Annotated in this window: 23 protein-coding genes and 1 pseudogene; 5 read left to right on the forward strand and 19 right to left on the reverse strand. The window is 38.8% G+C overall.

All coding sequences use genetic code 11. The annotated features are described in order from the left end of the window. Window positions 1-302 precede the first annotated feature (302 nt). Window positions 303-443 carry a hypothetical protein gene (locus ACWNMY_RS22045; protein WP_449540393.1) on the forward strand — a complete coding sequence of 47 codons (141 nt, stop codon included), beginning with the start codon at window positions 303-305 and terminating at the stop codon, window positions 441-443. 39 nt (window positions 444-482) lie between these two features. Here the strand turns inward: ACWNMY_RS22045 and ACWNMY_RS22050 are convergent, their stop codons facing one another. The 11 genes from ACWNMY_RS22050 to ACWNMY_RS22100 form a co-directional block, all read right to left on the reverse strand. Further along, window positions 483-740 carry a hypothetical protein gene (locus tag ACWNMY_RS22050; protein ID WP_449540394.1) on the reverse strand — a complete coding sequence of 86 codons (258 nt, stop codon included), beginning with the start codon at window positions 738-740 and terminating at the stop codon, window positions 483-485. Beyond that, the gene (locus ACWNMY_RS22055) at window positions 740-1,960 is read right to left on the reverse strand and encodes a hypothetical protein (protein WP_449540395.1); all 1,221 of its coding nucleotides are present in this window, start codon (window positions 1,958-1,960) and stop codon (window positions 740-742) included. Before ACWNMY_RS22055 ends, ACWNMY_RS22050 begins: the two co-directional genes overlap by 1 nt. A 266-nt stretch (window positions 1,961-2,226) precedes the next feature. After that, entirely contained in the window at window positions 2,227-3,693 is a 1,467-nt protein-coding gene (locus tag ACWNMY_RS22060; RefSeq protein WP_449540396.1) for a glycoside hydrolase family 1 protein, read from the reverse strand. After that, on the reverse strand, window positions 3,690-4,637 hold the full coding sequence (locus ACWNMY_RS22065; protein WP_449540397.1) for an ROK family protein: 948 nt from the start codon (window positions 4,635-4,637) through the stop codon (window positions 3,690-3,692). The genes ACWNMY_RS22060 and ACWNMY_RS22065 overlap by 4 nt, the downstream gene beginning before the upstream one ends. 74 nt (window positions 4,638-4,711) lie before the next feature. Next, window positions 4,712-5,737 carry a LacI family DNA-binding transcriptional regulator gene (locus ACWNMY_RS22070; RefSeq protein ID WP_449540398.1) on the reverse strand — a complete coding sequence of 342 codons (1,026 nt, stop codon included), beginning with the start codon at window positions 5,735-5,737 and terminating at the stop codon, window positions 4,712-4,714. Window positions 5,738-5,828: 91 nt separating this feature from the next. Continuing rightward, complete coding sequence (locus ACWNMY_RS22075; RefSeq protein ID WP_449540399.1) at window positions 5,829-6,677, reverse strand: carbohydrate ABC transporter permease; 849 nt, start codon at window positions 6,675-6,677, stop codon at window positions 5,829-5,831. Further along, the gene (locus tag ACWNMY_RS22080; RefSeq protein WP_449540400.1) at window positions 6,674-7,624 is read right to left on the reverse strand and encodes a carbohydrate ABC transporter permease; all 951 of its coding nucleotides are present in this window, start codon (window positions 7,622-7,624) and stop codon (window positions 6,674-6,676) included. Before ACWNMY_RS22080 ends, ACWNMY_RS22075 begins: the two co-directional genes overlap by 4 nt. Before the next feature lie 149 nt (window positions 7,625-7,773). After that, a complete protein-coding gene (locus ACWNMY_RS22085) occupies window positions 7,774-9,066 on the reverse strand; it encodes an ABC transporter substrate-binding protein (protein WP_449540510.1) in 1,293 nt (430 codons plus the stop codon). A gap of 412 nt (window positions 9,067-9,478) precedes the next feature. After that, window positions 9,479-10,672, reverse strand: a complete 1,194-nt coding sequence (locus tag ACWNMY_RS22090; RefSeq protein WP_449540401.1) for a Ger(x)C family spore germination protein — start codon at window positions 10,670-10,672, stop codon at window positions 9,479-9,481. After that, window positions 10,669-11,772, reverse strand: coding sequence for a GerAB/ArcD/ProY family transporter (locus tag ACWNMY_RS22095; RefSeq protein ID WP_449540402.1), 1,104 nt, complete (start codon window positions 11,770-11,772; stop codon window positions 10,669-10,671). The genes ACWNMY_RS22090 and ACWNMY_RS22095 overlap by 4 nt, the downstream gene beginning before the upstream one ends. Next, entirely contained in the window at window positions 11,765-13,366 is a 1,602-nt protein-coding gene (locus ACWNMY_RS22100) for a spore germination protein (protein ID WP_449540403.1), read from the reverse strand. Before ACWNMY_RS22100 ends, ACWNMY_RS22095 begins: the two co-directional genes overlap by 8 nt. Before the next feature lie 179 nt (window positions 13,367-13,545). Here ACWNMY_RS22100 and ACWNMY_RS22105 point away from each other — a divergent pair. Both ACWNMY_RS22105 and ACWNMY_RS22110 read left to right on the forward strand, forming a co-directional pair. After that, window positions 13,546-13,659: pseudogene (locus ACWNMY_RS22105) on the forward strand (helix-turn-helix domain-containing protein); the annotation flags it as partial. Window positions 13,660-13,709: 50 nt separating this feature from the next. Further along, window positions 13,710-14,087, forward strand: a complete 378-nt coding sequence (locus tag ACWNMY_RS22110) for a VOC family protein (protein ID WP_449540404.1) — start codon at window positions 13,710-13,712, stop codon at window positions 14,085-14,087. Between the two features lie 158 nt (window positions 14,088-14,245). Here ACWNMY_RS22110 and ACWNMY_RS22115 read toward each other — a convergent pair whose 3' ends face one another. Beyond that, window positions 14,246-14,965 carry a VCBS repeat-containing protein gene (locus tag ACWNMY_RS22115; protein ID WP_449540405.1) on the reverse strand — a complete coding sequence of 240 codons (720 nt, stop codon included), beginning with the start codon at window positions 14,963-14,965 and terminating at the stop codon, window positions 14,246-14,248. Window positions 14,966-15,134: 169 nt separating this feature from the next. Here ACWNMY_RS22115 and ACWNMY_RS22120 point away from each other — a divergent pair, with 169 nt between their 5' ends. Continuing rightward, window positions 15,135-15,626, forward strand: coding sequence for a hypothetical protein (locus tag ACWNMY_RS22120; protein WP_449540406.1), 492 nt, complete (start codon window positions 15,135-15,137; stop codon window positions 15,624-15,626). A 494-nt stretch (window positions 15,627-16,120) separates the two neighbouring features. Then, window positions 16,121-16,414, forward strand: coding sequence for a hypothetical protein (locus tag ACWNMY_RS22125; RefSeq protein WP_449540407.1), 294 nt, complete (start codon window positions 16,121-16,123; stop codon window positions 16,412-16,414). A gap of 168 nt (window positions 16,415-16,582) precedes the next feature. On the opposite strand, the gene ACWNMY_RS22130 is transcribed toward ACWNMY_RS22125, so the two are convergent. The 7 genes from ACWNMY_RS22130 to ACWNMY_RS22160 form a co-directional block, all read right to left on the reverse strand. Beyond that, a complete protein-coding gene (locus ACWNMY_RS22130; protein WP_449540408.1) occupies window positions 16,583-17,560 on the reverse strand; it encodes a S8 family peptidase in 978 nt (325 codons plus the stop codon). Between the two features lie 341 nt (window positions 17,561-17,901). Then, on the reverse strand, window positions 17,902-18,456 hold the full coding sequence (locus ACWNMY_RS22135; protein WP_449540409.1) for a hypothetical protein: 555 nt from the start codon (window positions 18,454-18,456) through the stop codon (window positions 17,902-17,904). A 187-nt stretch (window positions 18,457-18,643) separates the two neighbouring features. Next, window positions 18,644-19,660, reverse strand: a complete 1,017-nt coding sequence (locus tag ACWNMY_RS22140; RefSeq protein WP_449540410.1) for a zinc-binding alcohol dehydrogenase family protein — start codon at window positions 19,658-19,660, stop codon at window positions 18,644-18,646. 36 nt (window positions 19,661-19,696) lie between these two features. Further along, window positions 19,697-20,704: a 3-dehydro-L-gulonate 2-dehydrogenase gene (gene yiaK, locus ACWNMY_RS22145; protein WP_449540411.1), complete on the reverse strand. Its 1,008-nt coding sequence runs from the start codon at window positions 20,702-20,704 to the stop codon at window positions 19,697-19,699. Window positions 20,705-20,734: 30 nt separating this feature from the next. Next, window positions 20,735-21,583: an SDR family oxidoreductase gene (locus ACWNMY_RS22150; protein WP_449540412.1), complete on the reverse strand. Its 849-nt coding sequence runs from the start codon at window positions 21,581-21,583 to the stop codon at window positions 20,735-20,737. Further along, the gene (uxuA, locus tag ACWNMY_RS22155; protein WP_449540413.1) at window positions 21,567-22,655 is read right to left on the reverse strand and encodes a mannonate dehydratase; all 1,089 of its coding nucleotides are present in this window, start codon (window positions 22,653-22,655) and stop codon (window positions 21,567-21,569) included. The genes ACWNMY_RS22150 and uxuA overlap by 17 nt, the downstream gene beginning before the upstream one ends. Before the next feature lie 79 nt (window positions 22,656-22,734). Continuing rightward, on the reverse strand, window positions 22,735-24,015 hold the full coding sequence (locus ACWNMY_RS22160; RefSeq protein WP_449540414.1) for a TRAP transporter large permease: 1,281 nt from the start codon (window positions 24,013-24,015) through the stop codon (window positions 22,735-22,737). Between the last annotated feature and the right edge of the window lies 1 nt (window position 24,016).

Consider the following 24,016-nt stretch of genomic DNA (forward strand, 5'->3'; position numbering starts at 1 on the left):
TGAGTATAAGATAACATGTTGTACTGTACATTGCAAGGTACTGTAATAAAAATCTAGCTAGGATCTAAACCGGGTATCCTTTTTCCTTAAAGTCCATTTTCATCTAATGAACCTTAATATTTCAAGAGAAAATTCTTATGAAATCAATTGCGGGAGATACTTGACTATTAATTGCGATTTAACTTATCAAAATTTAATCACTTATGATGATAGCAGGTGAACAAAATTGGTCAAAGATAGTAATACCTCAAACTTCTGGCTCATACTTATCAGAGAAGGAATCTTGACGGGGAGGTTTCCGTGTGGCAAAAGAATATAAAAACTATCGGGATATGAAGAGCATAAAAGGAATTATGAAAAATAAATCAGATAAAATTAATCAAGAGATTGAACATCTAAACCAAAAAATGGGCAAGCTCATAGAGCACGTTCAAAAAAAATAGAAATGAGCCTCCTTTAATAAGGAGACTTATCTTTGTTGTTTATTTACTGCTGACCAGTTGAAGAAGTTCGGCAAACTTTTGGTCCATAGATTGTGCTCTTTTCAAAATTTCTTCCCGCTCATTTTCTAACTGAACTTTTACCGCTTTACCTCTTGGGCTTAGCTCATTGCTGATTTTAACAGTTAGGACACGCCCATCGGTTGTTTTAACTTTAAAGCCTTTAACACCTTTGGAGAGCAAAACTGCTTTATGCTCTATCTCTTTATTCAAACGAAATGTTTTATTCGGTTTACTCATTACGATTCCTCCTCTACTGAATTCATTATCGAATCAATATGATGGATTACCAACAGGTGCTTTCGAATAATATCGTATAATTCTTGACTGAAAAAGATACTCTCTTCTTCTTCCCCTATTTTACCATCTCCAATCAAGAATTTCACTCTTAGATTTGTATCAGTGTCCAAATAATATGTAATGACCCAAGTTTCATCATCGTTCAATCTGACCAAATAAGAAACGACTTTATGGTCTATAGAGGAACTCTTATCCTTTAAGTAAAGGTCGATGAAAGGTTGGTGTTTATTCGCTTCTATTTCTAAAAAGCGATCCGTTCCGACCTCTCCTGACTCTGTGATTTTTTCGGCATTTTTATCATTCTTTATAAAGCGATAAAGGACAAACTTTTTACTCAAAAGAGACAAACTAAATTCGAAGTTATCAAAATCTTTATGAAGCACTACGTTGCTTAGGCGGTTGAAGTTTCGTTGAAAAGTATCCAACAATTCGTTCAATGCATTTGTATCATTGGTTAGACTGATTGCATCAGATTGAAATTTTTTCAAACCCGTTTGCATATCTATAATCATTTCAATGGTTTTTTGTTGTTTTTCACTGTCGTCATCCGAGCGGATGTAGCTTTCAAATTGACCTAAATCAAAACCACCATTCCCGAACGATTCTGCCAACTGAAAAATTTCAGGATTATGAATCTTATACAATCCTAAATTAAAAGATTCATTTTTATGGTCAAGCATCTCTTTTCTAGCAGTACCAAAATGCCATATATGTAAACCTGCATAGATAAGAGCAGTTACCGGGAGTGCGGAAATGATTGCAGTTGCATAAGTTTTCACTTTTTCATCGAGTTTGGCTTCACCATTCTCCGTGAGTAAATCTTTGACAAGTGGGTTGTCCAGCTGATTGATTTTCTCAAAAAGAAATGTTGAGAAATCTTCGATTGGTGTTGCGAATTTAGAGGTAAGGAACGTGCCTACTACCAATGTAACACCTGCAATAATTTTATTGTTTAAGAGCGTCTCTTTGCTCTTAGACCAAGGTTTCTGAACATATAATTTGAACCAATATTTATCCCAATCTTCTTTTCCAAGTCCAGTACGAATCTTTGTAAGAATCGGCTGTAAATCGGTTTTAAGTAGGTTAATCTTACTCGAAATCAACTCTTTAGATACGTCTGGTATCTCTGTATTCACTGTGTTCTCTCTATTATCCTCCATAATTTCCCCTTTTTTAACTATGTATGTATTCTATTTTTATTTTATACAAACACATGGTCACAAAAAAGCCCTTATTAAATAAATTTTGAAAAAATAATAGATTAAATGCCTGTAAGAAGTTACAATACCTATTGTCCTTTATTAATAAAAGTCAATTGTATTGCAAATAAAGTTGTAAAAGTCTAAAAACCTTAATAAACAAGAAAATGACGTGTGACAATTCACACGTCATTACTGTACCCATATTCGCTAACGCACAAAATTTCTTACTCTCTTTCACTCGCCGTTTCCGCAAATTCTAGTATACTACCATTCGTTTCAATAACTTCTTTATACCAATAATAGCTTTTCTTTTTGATGCGGCGGAGATCGTGTGTCCCTTCTTCATGTTGGTTTACATAAACAAATCCATAACGCTTTTGGAAGCCATTTAGCCAGCTTAATAGGTCTGTAAATGACCAAGTGCAATAGCCAAGCATGTCCACGCCATCACTAATCGCTTCTTGTATTGTTTTTAAATGTGCTTGAAGATATTGAATGCGGTACTCATCATTTATGATATCGCCTTCTTCGAGAACATCGTACTCACCAAGTCCATTTTCGCTGATTAAGATTGGTAACTTGTACCGACTCGTGATCCGACGAAGAGCAATTCGCAGCCCGGTTGGATCGATGTTCCAATCCCAATTGGTGCGTTCGAGATTTTCATTTTTAATTGTTTTATAGAGACCAGGAACTCCCGTATCTTGTGAACTGCCTTTCTTTCCGGATGTATTCATTTTCCCTGCAGACACACCATCTAATGTGTTCTTTTCGAAGGTTGTGGTTTGGTAATAGTTTAATCCCATGAAATCAGGTGTACCTTCTTTTAATAAGTCGAGATCACCACTCTCAAGTGTTGGCGCGACGCCTTTTCGTTCTAAGTAATCCCACGCAGCCTTAGGGTACGTTCCCCATGTATAGATGTCCATCCACCAATGGGCATTAAACTCCTCCGCATTTTCTGCAGCAAGGATATCCTCTGGATGAGAGGTCGCAGCATAGGACGGAGAGTATGCGAAACTCGGTCCAATTTTACCGTCTGGAACATAGTTTCTGAACTCTTTAATCGTTCTTGCATTCGCAAGGTTTGCGTGATGATTTACTTGATAAAAGAGTTTCTCATCCTTTACGCCTGGAGGATGAAGGGCCGTTCGATATCCAAAACTAGTGAAAATGTTTTGTTCATTTAAGCTCACCCAATACTTTACTCGGTCACCAAAATGCTTGAATAAGGTAACGGAATAGTTGGTAAAGTCTTCTACAATTTGACGAGATTCCCATCCACCGTACTCATCTTGAAGCGCCAGTGGCAAATCCCAGTGATAGATTGTTAGAATCGGTTCGATTTTATGAGCAAGTAGTTCATCAATTAAATCACTATAGAACTGGATGCCTTTTTCATTGACTTCCCCTTTGCCGTTTGGAAAAATACGGGTCCATGCAACGGAGAATCGGTATGCTTTCAAGCCCATTTCTGCCATAAGACGAACATCTTCTTTATAGCGATGGTAATGGTCGACTGCCGTATCACCGGTCGTTCCTTTAAACGTTTTACCAGGAATTCGGACAAATTGGTCCCAGTTAGACGGTCCTTTTCCATCTTCATCCCATGCGCCCTCTACTTGATAGGCTGCCGAGGCTGACCCCCATAAAAAGGTACTAGGAAATGGCTTTAACTTCTCATGTATCAATGTATTCCCTCCTTATCATGTGAATGATTCACATTGTTTACTAGACGTGATGCTTCTCTTTGTAAAAAATGACATAGCGCCCCAATTAAATTTGAGTCATTGCCAAATTGGCACGGATAGATTTGAATGTCGATGCATTCTTCATTCGGCTTCATCGCCTTAAGCTTTTCATTTATACGATCAATGAAACCTTCCCGTTTACTAATGGCGCCGCCGATTAGAATTTTTTCTGGATCAATAATGTATTGCAAATTATAAACCCCTACTGCTAAGCGTTTAATAAACTTGTCAATTTCATCCTGTACATCTAGGTCGCCCTCATTTGCCATCTGAAACACTTTTAGCCCATCAAGCGTATGTGGGTCTATGTTTTTACGCTTTGCGACTTGCATAACCAAGCCCCATGTAGCGGCAAGCGAACTCCAGGTCTCCCCAATTGGCTGATTCAAATAGTCTTCGAGAATCATATACCCAAATTCTCCGCCGAAAAGATTGCTGCCACGGCGAACTTTTTTATCAAGAACGAGTGCACCGCCAATTCCAGTACCGATCACAATACAAATGTAATCATTGACACCTTTCGCAGCACCAATCCAGCCTTCCGCTAAGCCTGCACAATTCGCATCGTTCTCAAGCTCAACCGGAAGTTTTGTTCGTTCTTGAATTAATTCCTTTATATTGGGACCATGTATATATGGAATGGCCGTGAATCCTTTAATATATCCAGACTCCACATCGACAGCCCCAGGCATACTTAAGGTGATGCCACTAAGTACATGACTTTTTTGAAATTCCTTCACCACTGAATCAATCGCATCTATAAAAGCATCAATGCCATCTTTCGGTGTAGGAAGAAAAGACTTTTCCAAAAAACCACATCTTTCATCCATAAGGGAATATTTGATTGTGGAACCACCAACATCGAAAACTGCATAATAGTTCACCGTAACCCCCCTTACACCTCATACATTCTTGTTGTTCTTCCTTTTCTGAAAAAATCAGGCGTGATGTTCTGAATTTACCAGAAGGTTTTCTTCGTGCCACACGAATCCCTGACAATCACTTCAGAGTCCGTGAACACAGGTTTTAATTTTGATTTTCCCTCAATTAAATCATTTAACATATAAGCGGAAAGCTTTCCGATTTTCTCCTTCTCCTGTTTCACTGTTGTTAAGGCAGGGTCACTGTATCGGCAAGCGGCAATGTCATCACATCCAACAACTCGGATATCACGCGGAACTTGTAACCCAGCTTCCTTAATAGCCCTTATTGCCCCTAGTGCCATTAAGTCCGATGCAGCGAAAATAGCTTCCGGATATTCCTTCAGCTTCAGTATTTCTTTCATGCAACGATAACCACTTTCCTCATTGTAGTCACCGTACTGAATCCACTCATCTCTTTTCTCAAGACCAAACTGAGTCATTGCATTCGTATATCCTTTTAACCGGTAATTTGAAATGACAGAATCTCGCATCCCGCCGATATATCCGATTTTGCGAACTGAATTCAAGTAAAAATGCTCGACCACTTTTCGTGATAAATTTTCATTATCCGTTATCACATAGCTCGCCCTTGGTCCTGTTAACTCTATATCAATTCCGATACAAGGGAAACCGCTTTCCGCTAGTTCATAGGTCGCAGACTCTACTTTTTCACCAGCAATAACCAAGCAGCCATCCACGTTAAAATGCTTGCATCTCGCTAGATAACTGCCTTGGTCTTGTAGAAAATGTTCGTTGGAAAACAATAAGATATCGTACCCTAGTAATCCAATATTCTTTTTAAAGGTTGAAATAACCTCATTGAAATAGGGATGGGTCATATCAACATTGATCTTACCGGCATAAATGAGGCCAATCAGATTCGATTTTTTCGTTGCCAATGAGCGAGCCGAAAAATTAGGCGCATACCCCATATCATTGATAACCGTCAGGACCTTATTCTTTGTTTTCTCACTTATCCCGCCATAATTATTGATGACCTTCGAAACGGTTGCCTGTGAAACTCCTGCCATTTGTGCGATGTCTTTTATCGTTAAACTCATCGTATTATCCCTTCTATTCCGTCTAAAAATTCTCCTACTGCTAGATTACTAAGAGTTACAGAGTGAAACAATAGCTTGGCAGGAAAATTCATTATTTTACGGACCCCTCCGTAATACTTGAAATAAACAATCGGTTAAATAATAAGAAAATAATTAGTAATGGAACCGTAGCCCAGAATACACCAGATAAAATCATCCCGAAATCAACATTATGGGTATTGCTCAATTGTGCCAATGCAACTTGAATCGTATACATTTCTGGATCACGTAATACCGTAAACTGCCATAGGAATTCTCCCCAAACAGCTGTAAAAACAATGATTCCAAGTGTTGCAAATGCCGGTAAAATAATCGGTAAGACGATTCCTCGGTAAATTCGGAAGTTTGAACATCCATCTAATTTCGCTGCTTCTATTAATTCATCCGGAACGGCTTCCGTAATATACTGTCGCATTAGAAAAATCCCTAATGGATTTAAAAAGAATAAAATCATAACCCCTTGTAAGGTATCAAGAAGCCCTGCTTTTGAAATTAAGAAATATTGAGGAATTAACCCTAGCTGTGGCGGTATGATCATCGTTACTAAAATGGCGACAAAGAATATGTTTTTGCCTGGGAATTTAAACTTCGCAAACGCAAAGCCTGCTAATGAACTAATAAACAGAACGACAATTGTAACGACAGCACACAGCACAAACGAATTCCACATCCCACCAAAGAAATCAATCTGGCTTAGTACCTTTTTAAAGTTTTCGACCAACATTGTTCCTGGTGTAAGGGTTGGCGGAATACTGTTATAAGCAGCACTTGGTCGAGTCGCCATCACGAACATCCAATAAAATGGAAACAAAGAAAGGAGCGCGGCAATGAGCAAAAATACGTAAACGAGTGTTCTGCCTACCGAAAACTTTTTTCGATTTTTCTTTGCTACAGTACTCATTTATTGACACCTCTCTTCTTTCCAAAGCCTTGCGTTAATTTAATATTAAGGACAGCAAATACAGAAATGATGACTAACAGAATAATCGCTGTTGCCGAAGCTGTTCCAAATGACTGTAATCGAAACGCATCTCGGTACAAGTACATCACAATCGTCATCGCCTCGTCCCTTGTAAAAGCATCAGATCCTAAGAAGACAGTCGGTTCAGAGAACAATTGCATCGCACCAACCGTTGATGTGAATACAGTCAGGATAATAAATGGCTTCATCATTGGGATGGTAATATACAAGAGCTGATGAAACTTATTGGCACCATCAACAGTAGCTGCCTCATATAAATCATTTGGTATACTTTGAATCCCTGCCAAATAAATGATTGTATTATACCCTACCCATCTCCAGAAAACCATGATCGAGATGGCAATTTTGGTTCCCCATTCTGAAGCCGCCCAAGCAATTGGGTCAAGTCCAAAGAAATGAGTCATTACATAATTGGCAAGCGAGGATTCATGATTGCTAAATAACACACTAAAGATTAAAGCAACCGCAACCATTGACGTTAAGTATGGCATAAAGATGGTCACTCGGAAAAATCCTTTAAACTTAAGAAAAGTCATATTTAGTAAGTAGGCTAGAATAAGACCAACAACTAACTGTGGAGCAGTCCCCATAATTCCTATTACAATGGTGTTATACACTGACTTCCAAAACAGAGGGTCAGTTAACACAAGTTCAAAATTAGCTAATCCATTAAATGTCATCGGGCTTAACCCGTTCCATTTTTGAAAGGCTAGGTAAATACTAAAAAGGGCTGGGTATAGACCAATAATTGAAAAGATGATAAAGAAAGGCGCTATGTATAAATATCCTGAAATCATATTTTTCTTTTCTTCAGACCTGTATTTCCTTTTCCTAACGCTTGGTTCTTTCTTACTGATCGAATTCACTTTTTCACGCCTCTTTTCTGTTTCAGGTAGAATAGGGCTTCATCTCCTTCCGTCTTGACCATTCACACGTTTTTATGTGAGGATGGTCGGCCTACTTTCATAAGCCGACCAGATCAATTTATTTGTTCTTGTTTACGAAGTTTACTAGATTAGCGCTTCATTAAATCTTCGGCACGCTTCACAGCAGCTTCCCATTCTTTTTCTGGGTCTGCCCCTTCGTTTTGAACATTTTTAAGTGCATTTAAGATTTCATTATGAACTGGGAAGTACTTTTCCCCTTTATACCCAATACCCGCGATATCTTGAGCAGCTTCAGCGAATACTGGAGCAGACGCTTGCCCACCGAAGAACTCATCTTGATTTGACTTGAATTCTTCCATATCATAGACAGCATGAGCAGATGGGAATAAACCATGGCTTTGGAAAGATTTCAATTGATTGTCAGGTGATACGAGCCATTCAACAAAATCATACGCTTCTTGTGCATGTTTAGTTTCATTTGGTACTGCGATGTATGAACCACCCCAGTTAGCTGCAAATTCTGTTGGCAATGTAGCCACTTTCCATTTACCTACAGCATCAGGAGCATTTCCTTCCATCCAGCCTTTTAACCAACCTGCACCTAACTCAGCTGCAAACTCACCCTTGTTGACAGCATTCGCCCACTCAGGACTCCACATCGTATATTTCCCTACGATCCCAATGTCATTTAAATGTACAGCATAGTCATATGCTTTTTTCACTTCACTATCTGCCCCAAGATTTAATTCATTCTCAGGAGTTAAGTAAGCAGTTTTTGCAGCATCTAAGTATGCACGGTATGCCATTTCAATACTATCCACAAAAGGCATTCCTGTTTCTTCTTTAATTTTCACACCAGCTTCTTCAAACGCTTTTGGTGAATTAATGAGCGATGCTACCTCATCTGGCTCTATTGGAAGACCAGCTTGCTCAAATAAGTCTGTGCGGTAATACAACGCTTTAGGACCGATATCCGTTGGAAGACCAAATAAGAAATCGCCATCCGCATTTTCTCCAACTTCCCATTTCCATTCTAAGTACTGGTCTTTCACATCATTTGCACCAAGATCATAAAGGTTCGCAAATCGATCTTGAGCTACTTTGAAACGGTCGAATTGATCAATCTCAAGCATCGCGATATCAGGTGCACCACTACCAGCAGATAAAGACGTAAATAGGGCATCATGATGATCCGCTGTTTCAGATGCTTTCACTTTAATTTTAATGTTTGGATTTTGTTTTTCGTATTCCTTCGCTAAATCTTCATACCCTGTTGCACCAAACGTCCAGAAGTCTAACGTAATTTGTTCCTTTTTCCCGCCATCATTTGTGTTACTAGACTTTTCAGCATTATCTCCACTACAAGCCGCTAACGAAAGTGCAAGCATCGATGATAAACCAAGAGCAGCAAATTTTTTCATACTTTTCACGTTTCATGCCCCCCAAATATAGTATTTTACTAGTTTAAAAACTCTATTGATTTGCGAAAGAAATGAACACCCCCTTATGGTTATGGACAAGTTTAGGAAACCGGTTTCGCTAATGGTCAAAAAAATAATATGTATCCGCTTTCAACTTCATATTAATCTCTTAAAATGGAAAAATCAAGACATTTTTTAAAAATTTTCTAAATTTAAATACTGAAATATGCATTTGAAACCAAGTGTATCTTCCAAAAACTCATAGAAAAACAAAGGTTTTCAGCAGAAAAAACGTATTTTTAGAAACCGATTTCTATCATGAAAAAAGTTGTATCTCTTCCTCTTTGATTTAGGTATCAATAACCCAGGGCCATATAAGAACATGGCCCCTATGCTAACAACAACACTACAATTACTCCCAATCTATTCCTGTCCGTCGTATCGTATAGTCAAACGTCACGTGTATCTCCATGTCCTTGTATATATCAGACCATTTTTCATCAGTTTTTACCACTTCGTTCCAGTACGTTCCAAATTTTGCTCTAACGCGAGCCCCTAGTCCGAGTACATCTGATCCCTTTTCCTGCAGCTGCATGACTAATTCCTCACTAATTTCCTTCATTTTCTTATTAGCTGCTTTTTCGATCCGTTTTATTTTGTCAGCATTTACGGTTGCTCCTATTGCCTCGTCTAAATTGGCATCTACTGTTACATGGATGGATGCGGAAGGTTTTCCATTTTTCACATCGACTTGAATGTCAGACTGTCTTTCTTGCGACTGAATGATATAGACATCCCCATCATCTAAGGATAAGCTGAGTGGATACCCTCCAGAGTTCTTCTCTTTCATATCCATAAATGCACCAATTTCAATTGGTGTTGTTAACCCCACCATCTTTTCTCCTCGAAAATATGCAATTCCATCTACTAAAATTCGATCATTGTCGATCACTCTAATTCCTGGTAGAACTGGGTCAATCCCTTTATCGGAAGCATCAATCCAAAACTTCCCTAAATATTCTTTTGGAAGCTTCCCAAAACGCACGGCATTGTCTAGAGTATCTGACAGATAAAGAGCTGGAACTGTTTCTAATGGTGGTGCTGTTCGTAATACCTTCGCCGCATTCTTTTTATTGATCGCCATCCAAGCTGTTCTACGGACTTCATAGTCCCGTTTTAAAAATTCATTGATTTCCTCTATACCGTTCTTTGCAATTTCATCCGAAACAACAATAATCTGCAAGTGACCCAAATATAACTTCTCGGCAAGCTGTTGTTGCAGATTGCCCATCGCATCCCTTAGCGTATGGCCATATGTTTCAAGGATCCAAGCTGTTTTCTCCGAGCCATCCCCACCTCCGCCTTCAGGACCTAACTTGATTTTACCTGGCAAAGCGACCTGCACCGTTACCTTGTAATATGTGTCTCTATTTTTAATCGGAAAGTCGCCTTTTTTATGAGATACCTGATCCTCCACATTTTTTTCAGCAAGATCAATCGCTAATGCAAGAATATTCGCTCGATCCTCTAGCTCATACCGGTCCCAGCATCCTGTTAGGCAAAAAGTTATAATAAGGAGGACTACGAAAACAAGTCCTTTTTTCATGCAGAAACCCCTCCTTTTTTACGAAACTTTGCAATTCCTAAAAGAATGATAGGATAAACAATGAGTAAAGGTAACCCTGAAAATGTCACAATCAAAATATAATGAGACATTTCATATATGTTTTGAGGGAACAGTCCAATACAGAAGATGATTGGAAACCCAGCTAGTGAGATAACTCGGTAATTGTAGTAACGAAATAATTCACCTATACCTCGGACAATGATAAAATAGTTAGATAGTAACGTTGTAAAAACTCCATATATCCAGGAAATAACCAAGATTGCATCAACTCTAGCAAGAATCTCTCCTGGAACAGAAATCATTCTCCCAAGTATTAAGGTCGGCCATATCATTTGAGAGATTTCCTCATCCCCAAATACACCAACAGTCATGACAACGGTAAAAATGACAAAAAAACCAGCAATCAAGAATCCGAAAACTCCTCCCTTTATACATGCTTCTGGTTTTTTCATATACGGAATAACCATCGTTATAACAAAAAAGCTTAACATGGTTTGAGTAACAACAAGACCACCTTGTAAAAACCCCCTCCATGCTGGGTCATTCCCTAAAAGAGGAGTAATATGATAGATCTCAATATCACCGATAGCAGGTAAAAGCACTAAGGCTAAAGGAAAAAGGATAAGGGGCATATAGAAAAAATGAATATACGCAAATGTCGCCACATTTTGAAAGCCAGTTGTGGCACATAAGAAAATCATCATAAAAATGGCAACATGAATGGGTGTATTCGGCAGCAGTGCACCTGCAACGACTTCTGCAAATTGTCTTGTTTCAAGCCCCATACTAAGCATAAAGAAAAGGATAATACTTACACTAAAAAAACGACCGATAGGTTTCCCTAAGATGATTTCATTGTATTTGATGATGGTATGCCTCGGAAATCGTTTTCCTAAATATACTACTGCCAAAAGACCAATAAATCCGATAGCAACTCCTAATAAGCTAGCAAAGGGAGCACCCGTCCCTGCTCCCTTCACAACAAACCTTGGGAAAGCCAGCATAGCAACACCAATGATGGAGCTAATGACGATAAATGCAACCTGTACGGTAGTAATCTTTTCTCTTTGCTTATCCATTAGAGTCACCTTCCTTTTGACCATTCAGTGTTGGTTTAGGTACTCTTTCCTTTCCAGGATCCGTTCTTCGCACATCCAGTGTCTGTAACTCGGCAGGTCGTTCCTTTAACCAGCGAAGTGGTGCACGAATAAAGGTATCTTTTATTCCTGTAAAATTCCCAGGTGCCACTGGTGCCATATATGGTAGACCAAAAGAACGTAAGGAAAGCATATGATTTAGGATAAAAATGACCCCAAACGCTAACCCAAGTAAACCGAATGTGCCAGCTAGAACAATTAATGGAAACCGAAGCATCCGAAAGGCTGTTGCTGCATTATAGGAGGGAGTTGCAAACGAGCCAATTGTGGATAGAGCGATGATCACAACTGTTATCGGGCTAACAAAACCTGCCATGACAGCTGCTTGTCCGATGACAAGAACCCCAACAATAGATAAAGCTCCCCCTACCTGTTGAGGCATGCGGACTGTGGCTTCACGCAATATCTCCATCGCAATCTCCATTAGCAGCACTTCAATAAATACAGGGAAAGGTACTCCTGATCTGCCACTAGATGCAGCAACGACAAACTTCGCTGGGATCGTTTCCGGGTGATACGATAGTACCGTTACATAGAAGGAAGAAAACGTTAATGAAAAAATCAAAGACATAAAGCGAATCATACGTATGGCGCTTGTTATCATGAATCTCTCATTGTAATCTTCACTCGTTTGATAAAACTGGTTAAAAACGGCAGGAACTATTAAGGCGAACGGTGACCCATCTACTAAAAGGACGACTCTGCCCTCAAGTAAATTACCTACCGCTTTATCTGGACGCTCCGTATTTTGAACCTGAGGAAACGGAGACCGTGGATTATCCTGAATTAACTGCTCAATATACCCAGCATCTAGGATTCGATCAATATTAATTTTGTCCAAGCGCACTTTCACTTCTGTTAAAAGCTCTTGGTTAACAATCCCCTCCATATAACAAATCCCTACTCTTGTTTTTGTCCGTTCACCAACTTCCATATGTTCCACTCTAAATTCTGGTACTGGTAATCTGTACCGTAAGAGCGATACATTGGTCATAATCTGTTCGATAAACCCATCGCGTGGACCACGAACCACTCTTTCTGTCTCGGGCTGAGTGAGCCCCCTTTTTTCGGGTTTATAAGCATCTAGGAGGAGAGCCTTGTCTGAATTCTCAATAAGAACGATGCATTTTCCTCTTACTAGTCCTGAAAGCAAGCTAGAAAGTACAGACTCTGCTGTTCCTGAACAGTGATAGAGCACGTCTTTCAGTAAAGTTGTTGTCATACAAGCATGGTCACGTTCAGGTCTTTTGCTCTCTTGAAGAGGCCTAATAATGTCTCTATCTATTTTTTCCTGGTCAACTAAACTACTTATATAAAGGACAACAGCAGAGGCTTCACCGTACAAATGAAACCTTCTTGTTGAAAAATCGATATCCTTCTGAAATATCTGTGTAAACTCATCAATGGTTTGTTCTACGTTATTGCTTATTGTCACTTTCTTTGACTCCAACACTTGACTGTCTGGTAAGGAGACATCTTGTCGTTTCTTTTCACTCTTTTTAAAAAATGACGGCACTTTTCCCCCTCCTTCAGTTAAATATTTTGTTTCAAGCATCTTTTTCCATGCATATTTTGAAGGAAATAGTACCTTTTTAGTACTTTTGGTGCATGTGGTCGTAAAACAAGGAATTTTGAGTTGTGAGGTCACTGTATGTAGCAAATTGCCTTTACAGATTGGAAGGAGGAAAAACACCAACCTTTATTCTTGGATTTCAAAACCCTGTGTCCTTTAGTAAAATGTTTAAACAACATGTTGGTATATCTCCTACAGAATATCGAAAAAAGGTGATATTGGATAAGAGAAATTAGAGGAAATTACTTATGCTTATCGAATAGATATTTGAAAGGAGAAATGTTTTATGGAAACAACAATGGTTCAAAGGGTTGGGCAGATTGGTGTACCTGTTAAAGACTTGAATAGAGCATTAGATTTTTATAAAGAGAAATTAGGTCTCTCCCTTTTATTTAACACTGATAGTATGGCTTTCTTTGAATGTAATGGGTTGCGACTAATGTTATCACTACCAGAAAAAGATAAATTCGCTCATTCAAGTTCAGTTATTTATTTTCAAGTAACTAATATTAAAGATACTTATGAGCGCTTAATAGGTAAAGAAGTTATCTTTATTGATGAACCACATGTTGTAGCGAAAATGGGACAAACAGAAACATGGATGGTATTTTTTAAAGATACAGAAGATAATACTCATGCATTTATGAGTGAAGTACAAGTTTAAGAAACCAAAAGGAGACCGTCTAAATAACAAACGGTCTCCTTCAATTTAAATTGGCTTTTAATAAATCTTTATCCAGAGTTACTTCCACTCTCTGCTTTAGCACTATTTGTGATACGGTTCACAGTCTGGTAACGAAATGAGTTTTTTATATCTTTATCCTAACTTCCCAATATAGCAACATACTGATTTTGCAATACAAACCTATTATCCGACCTGTCTAACGTATTTAACACAAACCCTAACGTATCAGCATTATATCTCCCTGCAATTTTCTGATAGGCTAATAGCTCATACTTGTTATCTAAATCAAAATCTACAGGATATAAACCACTAAGAGGATTTACAAATCCAGTAATCGGACTTTTCAGTTTGCCATTCTTATCATATATTTCATGTAAATACTCAATGTCTTTTGTTGAGATGTCTATCATGTACTTTTTATTATTAATCTTGCTTATCACTTCCACCTTGTACTCATCCTGATAGGTAACCTCATATTGGTACATATCGTTATAAACAGTAAAATCAAATAATAATTGTGATGTATGATTCAAAAAGGAATAAAGATAATGGTACATCATTCCACCACTACCACCTGAATTAATACTTACGAAAATATCATCTACTCCATTCCCCGTAAAATCTCCTAAGAATACAGTCGGATTGTAACCTGCATTCTCACCAAGTGGGATCATGAATAGCTCGCCTGATTTTCCATCTTGAACATGAAGTGTGATTTTTTGTATAAATGGACTATCTGGAGTCATTATCCCCGTTAAATAGACATTATCGGGAATTCTATCCCCCGTTACATCTCCCCGAGCAAACGAAACTACATGCGGCTGGATCATATTCTGCCTAGCGTAATACGAATACATAACTTGCTCCTTTCAATTTCTTGCATTCTAAAAGAATTCTAAACGAGTGCTTCATATTAATAAGCACTCACTTTTCGTTAAAAACATAGGATGAAAGACTACTAGAAATTGCATATTCAGTCCTAAACCATGCAATTTTGTTACTTACTCAACAAACGGAGGGAATGACATGAAAAAATATAGTTCAATTTCTGGGACGGTTACCATGATTCAAGATTATTCAGTAGGTTCAGATGAGGAATTAAATGGGTGTTTTAAGTTAATGTCATTAGTAAGTGAAGACGGGACGATAGTAAATTTCGTTATTAGTCCAACAACCTATTTTCTTGACCATGTGATGGTTTCAATCGGAGACCGTGTAACTGGCTTTTTTGATGCCAATGCACCTGTTCTCCTTATTTACCCACCACAATATCAAGCTCTTATTATTGCCAAGGATCATCCTTATCAAAATGTAAAAGTAGACTTTTTTGACAATCAACTGGTGAGTAGTGATGGTCAGTTACAATTAAATATTTCCATGTATACCCCGATATTATTACAGAACAATCAACCCTTCAACTTACCTCCTACAAACAGAAATTTACTTGTTGTATATGGTCCTACCACAATGAGCATTCCAGCTCAAACCACTCCCTATAAAATTATTGTGATGTGCTGAAACGAACTTTTTAATTTGTGACCATTTCGTTTCTTTACGTAAAAAAAGTGTTTTTCTCAATTTTTTCTTGGTAATTACTTGGTCTACCATATGCAGATTACTACGTAAATGGCACCATAAGGGTTCGTAAAAATCTAATAGGTAAAACACACATTTATGTGGGTACAAGTTGATAGGTAAATGACTAGAGAATATGATGTTAAGAGATTACTGAGTAATGGAGTGTATATCCCTCAACTACACGTAGAATAATTTGCTGTTGATCCAGGAAGTATTGCAGGATGCCAATTTAGATACACCTATGTATGGCTGAGAGGTTTTGAACAGTTTTGGTTTTACCCAACATTTGTTGGAAGAAACTCTGTTTCAGGGTATCGTTGGACAGGATCAAGGTGGATGTATTTTGGAATGGACCTACGACAAATCCAATCGTTTACTTGTTTTTAATAAGTGCAGAAGTCTATTTGGTTGGACTGAAATGTAATGAATAGGAGGTGTTTACTTTGTATAATGCTTATCCGTATATCGGGTTACCAAGAACATTGAATCGTTTCAATGATCAACGATTCCTCCCTGGATTTGGTTTAGGATTTGGACTACCGGGTATAGGATTGGGCTTAGGCTTTTTAGGAGGTCTTGCTACTGGTGCATTATTGACGCCAGGACCTGGATTTGGTTATAAATACCCCCCATACCCTTATTATCCACCTTATCCACCATACCAGTACCCATACCCATACCCATACTCACAATATCCAAATTATAATATTCCCTTCTCTCCTTACTAACTCTAAATCGAAAAAACGGAGCGCCAATACTTTGGCACTCCGTTTTACATTGAACTAATTTGTATTTTGCTAGGAAATATAAATGTGTTTTACTAACTCAAACTCAATAAGGCTAAGCGAGTAATGTAATTTACCTTCTTAACCGAAGACACTCATCACTCTCATAATCTATTTTGTCACACTCATACTTGAAGGTTGAAACAGGTCATCTAATCTTTCTACCAGATTAAGCATGAGAAACCCGTTTCCTTCTGCGCTTTTTCGGTTACCAAGTGGTACGGTTCGTCTGATTAGTTGTGCATATACTTCAGCTTCACTAAGTGTTCTATCAAACTCTTTTTCACTTAAGTTAACAAGTAGCGCGATAGCACCTGCTACATGTGGAGCAGCCATGGATGTTCCTGTTAGTCTAGCATATCTATTGTTAGGATATGTGGATACCACATCTACCCCAGGTGCGACAAGATCTAATTCTGTATGTGTATTGGAGAATGGAGCAAGTTGCAAATCCATATCGACAGCACCTACAGAAATAACCTCGTTATAGGCGCCAGGGTAAGAATACTCAAACGTATTATCCTGGGAATCCCCTTCATTCCCTGCTGCCACAACGACTGATATGTTTTGACTAACTGCATGTTGGATTGCCTGATGCATTTCCAGTACATCTTCAGGGCCACCGAGTGACATCGAAATTACACGCACTCTTTCGTTATTAGGTCCACGCCATTCTGAAGCATAGTTGATAGCATTTATGATCCAGTCATACTCACCTGCCCCTTCTCCTGTTAACGCTTTTAAAGCGAGAATTTGAGCTTTCGGAGCAACCCCCACGACTCCGGAGTTGTTAAGACTAGCCGCAATGGTACCCGCTACATGTGTACCATGACCATTATTGTCTTCAAATCTTTCTGGATCACCATTATAATCACTTGTGAAGTTTCGTCCAGCAATAATGCGGTCCGATAGATCTGGATGGTTCGTATCAATTCCAGTATCGATGACAGCCACAACAATGCCTTCACCTTGTCCACTACTTTCCCACATATCAGGAGCTTGTATCAATTGAACTCCCTCGGGCGTTTCATTCGTGTGCTCCACCACTGACTGAATGGTATACGGAATTAATTTGACTTGTTTTTTCACAACTATCTCCTCCTTCAAAGCTATTTTCACTTGGCCCACAGTCACCTTTCCTTTTGATCGAACCTCTAGGTTGGTTAACTTGTGTCAGTCTATCACTTTGATGAGAACGTTTGTTTTATTATAACAAGGGAAGGAGCTTATCTCAATATAAAATACTGAAAATTATGAAAATGAATAGATTGTACCAATTGTGTTTGTTACTAAGGTCATGGAAATATTGAATAGTACAAGTACTTATTAGGAGATTGGCAGTGTTTGCAAAGACTATTACTTTCTTGTCTTGAAAATGTCAAAGAGTATCAAAAAAAGCCATAAAAAATTATGGCTCTGAATAAAATTACTTACTTATTTTCAATTGACCATCTTACTTCATTTGAGGTTAATCCATCACCGAATGCAAGGTGATAATTTTTGTCTTCTAAAGCGTCATACACAATTTTCATAGTAACTGTTTCATTAGGCTGAATTTCCTGAACTTCATCTGTAATATGTACTGCAATCGCGTAAACTTCTTCATCAGATAAAGGAATAATTCTACCATCACCATAAAGAATTGAAGATGTTTCAATTGCTTTGTCAGAAACATTTTTAAAATGAATCGTCGCTTCAATCAGTGTTCCATAACTTGAAGTTTTTCCCTCGATAGAATTGATAAAAATTACACTTTCAGGAGTAACTTCATAATTACCAATAGTAGATTCAATTAAACCTGTTTCACCAATCGTAAGGACAGCTGTACCACTATCGTCACTTACAACTGTTTTACTATCTTCTCTAGAACTATCTTCGTTTTTTGTTTCTTTTTGATTGGGAGAACTTGTTTCGTTGTTATCGCTGCAAGCAGTTAAAGCAAAAAGTAAAACCATCAATAATAGCAATATATTTTTATTCGCCATTTGATGCACCTCCATTAAACGTCAACTATAAATCACAAATTTGAAAGATACAAGGGACTATGTAATCAATTAATAATGGCAAATAGTAATGAATTTTTCGGAAAGACCTATGTATTTATTAAACAAAAAAACACACCTAGCCTGTAAAAACAGCCAGATGTGCCTCCTAAATCCCATATCATATAAATCAAAACCTCAAAACTACCTTCGAAACTTTCATTGGTTCTGTCTCCAGGAGATGAATAGCTTCGTGAATGTCTTCAAAGTGATAGGTGTGGGAAATGAAGTCATTACCGTTGATTTCTCCTTTTTCAAACCAGTTGATTACCTCAGGAAATTTGTTGCTGTGAAGTCGGGAACCACTGATATCAATTTCATCTTTCGTGAGTAATAGCTGTGGGATTTGTGACGGTTTATCGGTAAAACCTAGTACTACAATACGGCCACCTTTTCCTACGACCTCGATTGCTTGTTCAAAGGATTTCGCGTTACCGACTGCGTCAATCACAACATCTGCCCCCGCATAATCCGTATATTGATTTATCGCTTCCTTCACATCTTGTTTGCTAGCATTTACTACATAGTCCGCGCCTAGCCTCTTCGCATTTTCAAGCCTTTCCTGTACTAAGTCTGAAACCACACAAATGGCTCCTTTATTTTTTGCTACTTTGAGTGCACTAAGACCAGCTGGACCGGAACCCATAATAAACACAAAATCGCCTTGTTCGACTTGACCGCGTGAATTAACTTGAGCCGCGACTGTAAATGGTTCGATCATAACTGCTTCTTCATAGGAAATCGAGTCCGGAATTTTATAAATGTTCTTTTCTGGTGCTACAACGTATTCCCGATAGCCACCATCTTCGTGGACGCCTCTCACTATTAAGCTCGCACATAGATTAGGTCGACCCTTTTTACAATACTTACACTCTCCACAATTAATAATGGGATCAATGACAACTCGATCTTGTAATTTGAAATTCTCGACTTGCTCACCTACCTCGACAACCTCACCGACAATTTCATGCCCAATTACTCTTGGATACGTAGCGACCGGAGATGTACCGTGATAAATATGGATATCTGACCCACAAATCCCTCCAGCCTTTACTTTGATCTTCACATCATCACCATGAATAATTTCTGGTTCACTTGTCTCTTTTATCTCTAATTTCCCAGGTTCTGTTACATAAATCGCCTTCATCTACATCCTCCTTTCGTAAAAAACGTTTATAAACGTTTAAAGAGATAAGACCTCTTTCCAAATCCCATCATCAACTGGGATTCCTTCTACCATGTTCGTTTGACGATTGTTTTTCGAGTTTTCTCCAGGATAGAAAACCTGACCGCCTTCTTTTTCAGGCTCAGACGCTTTAATATATTCGACAATGCCATCTGTAATTTTTTCCGAATACTCTTCTCCATTAATCTGGGAAGGGTCAAGCGCAATAAAGACCTGTGAACATCCGCCACAGCTACCAGCTTGAATCGTGTCGATTTCATTTGTGGAGTGTCCACCAGACATGATCGCAGCAATCGCATCTAGTAAAATAGAAAAACCAGAACCTTTCCAGTACCCCATCGGTAAAATGCGTTTCGTTCTCTCGATTGGACCTGGTTCACGGGTTAGGTTTCCTTCTTCATCAAAGCCTCCAGGGAATGGTAGCAATTCCCCTTTCAAATCAGTTGTTTGCAGCTTTCCATACGAGTATTGTGACATTGCCATGTCTAGCACAATATGACCTTTCTTACGTGGGACCGCCATAACGAATGGGTTATTCCCTACCCTTGTGTCCTTTGCTCCCCACGCTGGCATGACGGATTCTGTATTTGTCCAACAGATTCCAATAAATCCTTTTTCGACAGCTTGTAATCCATATGTACCGCCGCGCATCCAATGGGTTGTATTTTGTAAAGTGACGATGCCCACACCATATGTTTTCGCGATTTCCATTGCACGGTCCATCGAAGAACGAGCATTTAAAATTCCAGGACCAAGATTGCCATTGTAAATTTCAATTGCGCCTAGTGATTTAACTAATGTTGGTTCTGCGTCGACATCTACCCAGCCTCTTTTTATGTAATCAACAAATCGTGGTACACGGTTAAGTCCATGGGAAGGAACTCCATCACAACTGGTCTCTGTATGGACAGTTGCACAAATCTCTGCTTTTTCTTCACTCATCCCGGCATCGAGGAATGCTCGTTTTATTTCACTTTTCATTGTTTCAAAGCTTACTCTTGTCATTAAAATAACTTCCCTTCTATTTCTGTTTTTTTACACACCAGAATAGGCCATAAACCCACCATCAACAGGAATTGTTACTCCTGTGACAAATCCGGACATATTCTCGTCTACCAGCCATAATAAAGTTCCTAGCAAATCTTCCGGTTTCCCAAATCGTCTCATTGGAGTATGGCTGATAATTTTATTCGATCTTTCTGTCAAGGATCCATCTTCATTTGTTAATAGAGTACGATTTTGCTCAGTTAAGAAAAAGCCAGGAGCAATCGCATTTACTCGTATTCCAGCATCCGCAAAATGAACCGATAACCATTTCGTTAAGTTTTCAATCCCTGCTTTGGCGGCACTGTATGCCGGAACCTTCGTCATTGGAGAAGGTGCGCTCATCGACGACATATTAATCACAACCGACCCTTTGCGATTGACCATATCCTTCGCGAAAATTTGTGTCGGGATTAGTGTCCCTAGGATATTAAGATCAAATACAAACCCAAATCCCTCTGTCGTTAGATCAAAAAACGTCTGAATGTCATTGTCTTCAAGATCCTCCAATTGGAAGGTCTCATTCGTTGTCATTCCTTTTGGATGATTTCCGCCTGCACCATTAAGTAAAATATCGCAAACTCCTAGCTTCTCCGTGATGATGTCCCTTGCTTTTTGCACATCCTCTTTCTGTAATACATTACAAGGAATTGCCAAGGCTTCACCACCTGCTTCGGTAATCGCCCTTTCTACTTCCTTTCCTTTCTCTATATTTCGATTAAGAATTGCTACTTTTACGCCTTGTCTGCCAAGTTCGATTGCCATCGCACTACAAAGTACACCACTACCACCTGTAATAACCGCAACCTTCCCTTTAAGTTCCTTATTTAGCACCAACATAATCATGTACTCCCTTCATTTGCTGCAGTGAATCCCAAATACCCCAAATATACATAATCCCTAGGGCACGATCATATAGTCCATACCCAGGTCGGCAGATTTCGTCCCAAATATGTCTTCCATGATCAGGTCTCGCATACCCGGTAAACCCAATATCATGGTACGCCTTGACAATATCCACAATATCAAGCGAACCATCACTCGCTCGATGTGACGTTTCAATAAAGTTCCCATTCTCATATCTTTTGATATTCCGAATATGGGCAAAGTGGATTCTACTGCCAAACTCTCGAATCATGTCAGAAATATGATTTGTTTCATTTGCCCCTAATGACCCGCTACATAGGGTTAATCCATTGTAGGGACTATCCACTAAACCTAGTAATCTTCTAATATTTTCTTTGTTCGTTATGATTCTTGGTAACCCAAACATCGTCCATGGTGGATCATCCGGATGAATCGCCATCTTGATATCGTGTTCTTCTGCTACCGGAATGATCCGCTCTAAAAAGTACTGCAAATTTTCCCAAAGTCTTTCCTCAGTAAATCCCTTATACGCTTCGAATAACTCTGAGAGCTTACCCATTCGTTCTGGTTCCCAGCCTGGTAAAGTAGATTCATTGTAAGTGGAAAAGCTGTTTACCAATTCTGCTGGACTCATATTTTCAACTTTTGCTTTCTCATAAAATAAAGCCGTAGATCCGTCACCCAATTCCTTAAACAAATCGGTTCGAATCCAATCAAACACAGGCATAAAGTTGTAACAAATAACTTTTACACCCACACTCGCTAAGTCTCTAATCGTTTCTTTGTAATGTTCAATGTATTGATCTCGCGACGGTAGTCCTAATTTGATATCCTCATGGACATTTACACTTTCCACAACATCAATATTCAACCCAGTTTGCTCGGATATCTGTTTCATTTCTTGGATTCTTTCTTTTGGCCACTTTACTCCCGGATCAAGATCGTGCAGTGACCATACAATTCCAGTAACCCCTGGAATTTGTTTAATATGAGAGAGACTAACATGATCATTTCCCTCGCCAAACCACCTAAACACCATTTTCATTGAATTCACCTACGTTTTCTATATTCTGTCTTGCAATCTCATGATTATTTCAAGGTTTTTAATAAATAGTAAAATAGAGTTACATAAACATTTCTGGCAAGAATAAGACAATTTCAGGAACTAACAATAACAGTGCGAGCAATGCAATGACCCCTAGTAAAAATGGAACGGATTCCTTTACATAATCCTCAATTGGCACCTTCATAATCGAGGTAGTCGTATACATGGTGACACCAACTGGCGGAGTCATTCCACCCATGGTCACAATCGTCATCATTAAGATTCCAAAGTGAACAGGATCTACGCCAATCTGCTCCACGATAGGTAAAAAGATTGGTGTAAGTAACAACACAAGTACAGTTGATTCTATAAACATCCCCGCAACAACAAGGAACACCAAAATTAAGACTAATAGAAGTGTTGAATTGCTTGTAAGACCTAGTAAGAAATCTGCCGCATTATTTGGTAATCTTTCGTATGTAATCAAAAATCCTAAGATAGATGATGTGGCAATAATTAATAGAATTGAAGCGTTGTCAATAACAGACTGCTCAATAGATTCCTTAAACTTTTTCCAATTAAGTTCCTTGTATACAAAGAAGCCGATGGCTAGTGCGTATACAACCGCGAAAGCTCCTGCTTCTGATGCTGTAAATAAGCCAAATCGAATCCCAACAATAAGGATGACTGGAAAAAGGAGGGCCCAAATACTTTCTTTGAAGGAAACACCCACCTCTTGGAGAGTTGCCTTCTTTATCTCTACATTTTCATCGTAGCCTCTTTTTCTAGCAATGACATACGAAACAACCATTAAGAATACCATCATTAAGAATCCTGGAATAATACCAGCTAAGAAGAGCTTTCCAATTGAAACTTCTCCTACATATCCATATAAAATCAGACCGATACTTGGTGGAATCGTTGCTGTAATCAGTGAGCTAACGGCAATAACACCAGCAGAGTACCCTCCTGAATATCCCCTTGCGACCATTTGATGTCCTAGTATTCTACTTTGCATCGCTGCATCAGCATTGGCCGAACCAGATACACCACCCATGATTGTACTGAGGACGATCGACACGTGTGCGAGACTTCCACGTAAATGTCCTGTAAGAGAATTGGCAAATCGAATGAGACGTGATGTAATCCCTGATGAATTCATGAGGTTACCTGCTAGGATGAAAAACGGAACGGCTAACAATGGAAAGGATTGTGTACCAGCAACCATTCGTTGTGTAACGATTTCAGTTGGTAAGTTCGGTTCGAATAGAAAAAACGATAAACTCCCAATCCCTATCGCAAATGCGACTGGCATGTTTAGAAATAGTAAGATGAAAAAGATAACAGCAACGAGTAACATT

The sequence above is a fragment of the Ferdinandcohnia sp. Marseille-Q9671 genome (assembly GCF_976954385.1).